The following is a 4,919-nucleotide window of genomic DNA, read 5'->3' on the forward strand; positions in this document are numbered from 1 at the left end:
CGGAGCGGGGGTGCTCAATCCAGTTCGGGTCGTCTTTCTGCACGCCCTCGTTGCTCCAGATGAGCTTGAGGGTCTGCTGGTCGTACACTGCCACGGAGTTGTCGGTGGTGTTGGTAACCCAGACGGTGCCGTCCACGTCATCAACGGTCACGCCGTACGCGGAGGTGTAACCGTACTGGCCCTTGTCGTTCTTCTTCACAGGCAGCTCGGCGAAAGCCTCGGTCTGCAGGGTGTCTGCATCCACGCGTGCCAGGGAGGAAGCGAGGCCGCCGCGTGCACCCACGGTGGGTACGAACAGCTTGTGGTTCTTCTTGGAGTAGCCAACCTGGAACTGGCCGGGCAGACCCTGAATGATGTTTGCAACGCTACCGTTTGCGTCCAGGGTGCGGTGTGCCTCGGTGGAGGGGGTGGTTGCGTTGTTGTCGGCCGCCTTGGTCTTGGTGGCGGTTGCCGGGTAGCCCTGGAACTCGCGGGTTTCGGGGGTGACCTGCTTGACCTCAGAGTTATCGCCTGCGGTTGCGGTGACCTTAAACTTCAGGATGGAGTTCGCCTGAATCTCGGAGGTCTTGGCGGGAACCTCGTTGCCCTGCTTGTCCTTAGAAGGCTTGCTGGTGACCTGGCTGGAGGTACTGACGGTACCGATGGTACCGTCGAGGACGTAAGGCACGGTTGCGGTTGCGCCAGCCTGCTTGTCCACAGCGATAACGGAGCCGTTGGGCAGTACGACCAGGTCGTTTGCCTTGCCGCCGTTCATGGCGACCTCAGCAATCAGCTTGTCTGCTGCGCCGCCGTCAATCACGCCGACCTTGCCGGTGCCGAAGTCAGAGACGTACACCAGGTCGTTCGCCTCATCGTTGTCCAGTGCGAGTGCCTGGGTGCCGACCGGGATGAACTTCTTGAACTCGTGGGTGGTCGCGTCGTAGATGGACACGCCGGAGTTCGCGCCCTTCACACCCTGGGAGGAGACGTAAATTTCGTTCTCGGAGTGGTCAATAGCCACGTCGGAGGGGCGAACCTCGCCGTCCTTATCGCCCTTCACAGAGATGGTCTTCTCGACCTTGAAGGTCTTGGTGTCGATCACGAAGAGTTTGCCGCCGGTGCGTTCGGGCACGTACAGCTTGCCGCCGTCCACCAGAATGTTCATGCTGATGTAGCGGGTACCGCCATCGGGTGCGCCCTCAAGCTGAATCTTCTCAACCTGCTTGGTCTTCAGATCGATAGCCGAGACAAAGAAGCGACCGGTCACGAAAGCCTTACCCGACTCGTGATCGACACGCACCTCGCGGGGGTGCTCAATCCAGTTCGGGTCGTCCTTGCTCAGACCCGCATTGGTCCACAGCTGCTTCATGGTCGCCTGATCGTACACGGCAACGGAGTTATCGCGGGTGCTGGTCACCCACACGGTACCTTCCTCGTCATCGACGGTGATACCGTACGCACCCTCGTAGGAGTAGCCCTTCGCGTCCTGGACGATGGGCAGCTCGGCGACGGCCTCAATCTTCAGGGAGTTTGCGTCAATGCGAGCAATCGTAGAAACGTGCTCGTCGCGGTCAGCGGTGCCCGCAACCCAAATCTTGTTGGTCTTCTTGGAGTATGCGACCTGGAACTGACCGGGCAGGCCCTGGGTGATCTTTGCCATCGCCTTGTCAGTGATGGTGCGAGCGTCAGTGCTCTGGCTTGCCGCCGGGGTGGAGTCTGCCGCGAACGATGCGGGGATGGTGGCAACGCCGGAAATTGCCAGTGCCAGCGATCCAACGGCGAGGCCCTTGAATGCCTTGCTTGAAGCGAGGTTCATATGTATGTCCTTTTTCGTGGGTGGTGTGTGAAGGTGCGTCTCTCCCCCGCCGATGGGTGGTGAGGTGCCGCGTTTTCCTGCTCTTTGGTGTGGGTTTCGTGGGCCCACGAGGAAGGAAACTAGTCTTCACACAGTATTAAGTAAGGCAACCTTTAACTTACCTTCTAGGTAATACTTACTTAGCACACAGGATTTTGCAAGATTTTAGGCATATATAACACAAAATTTCATATGCCAGGCACAGCCTGTCACTAAAACTCCCCGAGGCGCGGCGATACGGGACATGGCAAAACCCCCGCCTCCAGCAAAAACCAGAAGACGGGGGTTCCACACACCCCAACACACGGTGCCGAGGTGACTAAAAATTAGGAGACATACGAGAAGTCAGTGAACAGCAGGTTCTGCAGCTTGTAGCGGCGAATGAAACGAGCCAGCTCCGCGCGAGTAGTCGGCGCGGTCGGGTTGAACACGCCCGAAGAATCCAGCACGATGTCGTTCGCGCCAGCCCACGCAACGTAACGGTGCAGAGTACCGGCACCGAGCACGTCGCGGAAACGAGAACCAGCAGCCTCGTTCATTTCAGTCAGCTGAACCTCCGCGTTGTACTGGAACAGCACACCCACCAGCTGCTCGTGAGAAACCGGTGCGGTCGGGTCAATCTTGTCGCCACCAGTGAACGGCTCGGTGATCTTGCGGTCACGAGCCCAGTGCAGCGCGTTCGCGGTCGGGCGGCCTGCCGCATCCGCGAAGGGGGCAACCTCAGAGTTTTCACTCACGCCAGCGTGACCTGCAGCGTGGTTCAGCAGAGCAATAAGCTCCTCACGGGTCACAGGGCGGTCCGGCTCAAACGCGCCAGACTGCGGGTTCGGCATCAGCCACTTCTTCTGGTTCGCCATGCGGATATCCTCAGCGAACGGGTGGCTACCCGGAACATCTTCGAAAGAGGTTTTAAGGATCTTAGTCTCAGCCACGGGAATGCGCGCAGCAATCTGGTGGGTAACCTCCTGGCCCCACGGGTCGGAGCAAATATCCAGCTGCAGGGCGTGATCAACACCCTCACCCTGCATCAGCTCGATGGGGAACTGGTCGCTACCGCTGAAGCTGTCAGCGTCACCGTCAAATTCGGGGGTGAGCGGCCAGGAGCGCAGAGTTTCGAAAGAGTCGTTACGAACGTAGCCGTGGCGTACGGTCAGGGTGGTGCCTTCGGTGAGGAATTCGCGCAGACCGTGTGCAGTGTAGTTGACGGTCATACCGGTTTCAGTGATGGTGGCACGCTGAATAACGAGGCGCGGGCCTTTAGTTTCCTCGGTTGCCGGGGCAAGGTTTGCGGGAGCTTCGTCAGCCTGAGCGGCCTGTACCTGCAGGGTCAGTGCGCCTGCAGCGGCGGCGGCGGAAGCACCCTTTACGAAGAATCGTCGTGAGAGTCGATGGTTAATCAAGGGCATGATTGTCCTATTCAGTTCTTGTTTGAGTTGAGTGAGTTACGGGTGGCAGGATGCGCGGACAGCGGCGTAAACGGTGAGTGAGGCCGATACGTTGGGTTCCCTCCCCTGTATGCATGAGTGAGACGCAGTGTACGGGGTGCGGGTGTCTGTCGGGCGGATGCGCGGTGAGTGAGACCGGCAGGGTTCCCTGACCCAGTCATCTAGCGTACCTTAAGGTCCCCTTTAAAGCGAAGACGAAACGGCAGTGATTTTACGCCCATTTTCGATGTTTAACGAAGTAGGGGCGATATCTGGCAAGGTTTACCGGAAGTTGGTATGGATTCTTGATGGGGTGATTTTGAATTACCCAATGCCACGGTGTTCCGAGATGTGGAATATGTGGGTTTCTGAAGTTTTATGTGTGACACGCCGACTCAAACCCTTTTCAAAGAGTTATAGTTATTGGTACCCTATCACTGTTCCTATATCCTCAACAAAGGAGTTACCCATGGAGGCCAAGGAATTCTCATACGAGAAGGCTCTCCTCTTTTTCGCCAAGTCCAAGTACGCCGACTTTTTCGGCGTAGCACTGGTTATCGCCATCGCAATCGCCTCAGGATACCTGAGCACCAACCTCGCCAAATACGTCGACTGGGGCCCGATCACGCCCTTCATTCCCCTCGGCGTGATTTCCGTGATTAACGTGGGTATTTCAATGATGTCTACCCGCCTGACCGGCCGCCTCTCAAACATCGGCAACGTGCTCGGCATTATTAACACGGCGCTGTCTGGCGCGATTGACTACATTCTGGGCAACAAGGCAGCAATCATCACCTACCCGGTGACCTTTATCGTGTACACCTTCGCGATTCGTAGGTGGCAGAACTCCGAACGCGGCAAAGCGATGGAACCGCCGACCGGCACGAAGGGCCAGCTGATTATTGGCGGTATTGTGGCCGGTTCGTTCGCGTTCTCCCTGATTGCGAACTATGTCGGTTACGGCGGCAAGACCTCGTTCCTGTTCTGGATCACGACCGTAGTGTTCGGTCTCTCCCTGTCAGCAAACATTCTGAACGCGCTCAAGCTCACGATGCAGTGGCAATTCTGGTTCCTGTACAACACCGTGCAGTGCATCAAGGCGCTGACTCAGGGCAACTTCGCGAACGTCGGCAAGTACATCTTCTACATCATCAACAGCGTGGCGGCGCTCCTGCTGTGGACCCGAAATGGCACCGCAGCCAAGGGCACCGTGGCGGTGGCGTAAGGGGCGGTTCCCGGGTTTTCGGGCGCTGACCTTTCTACCAGCTAACGCTAATGCATGAGGAGGCCCCTCGACCTGCAGTTTATTGCTGCGGGTCGAGGGGCCTTACCTGTGCCTCGCGAGTGCGGGGAATACGTTGAGTTTCTTTCATTGTTGCCCTTGATATAGGGCTCATCCCCGCTTGCGCGGGGAACACTGAACCGTCAGCTGCTGCACACCACTCAGCGTAGGCTCATCCCCGCTCGCGCGGGGAGCACACTCTGAGGGACGAAGGGTGAGAGTGGTGTCGGGGCTCATCCCCGCTCGCGCGGGGAACACTGATTCTTGACCTTCCTCAGCACCCTGCCTAGCGGCTCATCCCCGCTCGCGCGGGGGACACTGAGGAACGCAACGCTAAGAAGTACGCCTGGGCGGCTCATCCCCGCTCGCGCGGGGAACA

Annotated in this window: 2 protein-coding genes and 1 pseudogene; 1 reads left to right on the top strand and 2 read right to left on the bottom strand. The window is 58.3% G+C overall.

Features of this window, described 5'->3' with window-relative positions:
• Together HMPREF2779_RS01300 and HMPREF2779_RS01305 are read right to left on the bottom strand one after the other, a co-directional pair.
• Nucleotides 1–1,795: pseudogene (locus HMPREF2779_RS01300) on the bottom strand (peptidase); the annotation flags it as partial.
• Nucleotides 1,796–2,160: 365 nt separating this feature from the next.
• A complete protein-coding gene (locus tag HMPREF2779_RS01305) occupies nt 2,161–3,240 on the bottom strand; it encodes an S-layer homology domain-containing protein (RefSeq protein ID WP_105360626.1) in 1,080 nt (359 codons plus the stop codon).
• 487 nt (nt 3,241–3,727) lie between these two features.
• On the opposite strand from HMPREF2779_RS01305, the gene HMPREF2779_RS01310 reads away from it, so the two are divergent.
• Nucleotides 3,728–4,483 (top strand): nicotinamide mononucleotide transporter, encoded by a 756-nt coding sequence (locus HMPREF2779_RS01310; protein ID WP_070687016.1) that lies wholly within the window; start codon nt 3,728–3,730, stop codon nt 4,481–4,483.
• Nucleotides 4,484–4,919: the final 436 nt, after the last annotated feature.

The organism is Rothia sp. HMSC069C03, from assembly GCF_001811075.1.
Classification (GTDB): domain Bacteria; phylum Actinomycetota; class Actinomycetes; order Actinomycetales; family Micrococcaceae; genus Rothia; species Rothia mucilaginosa.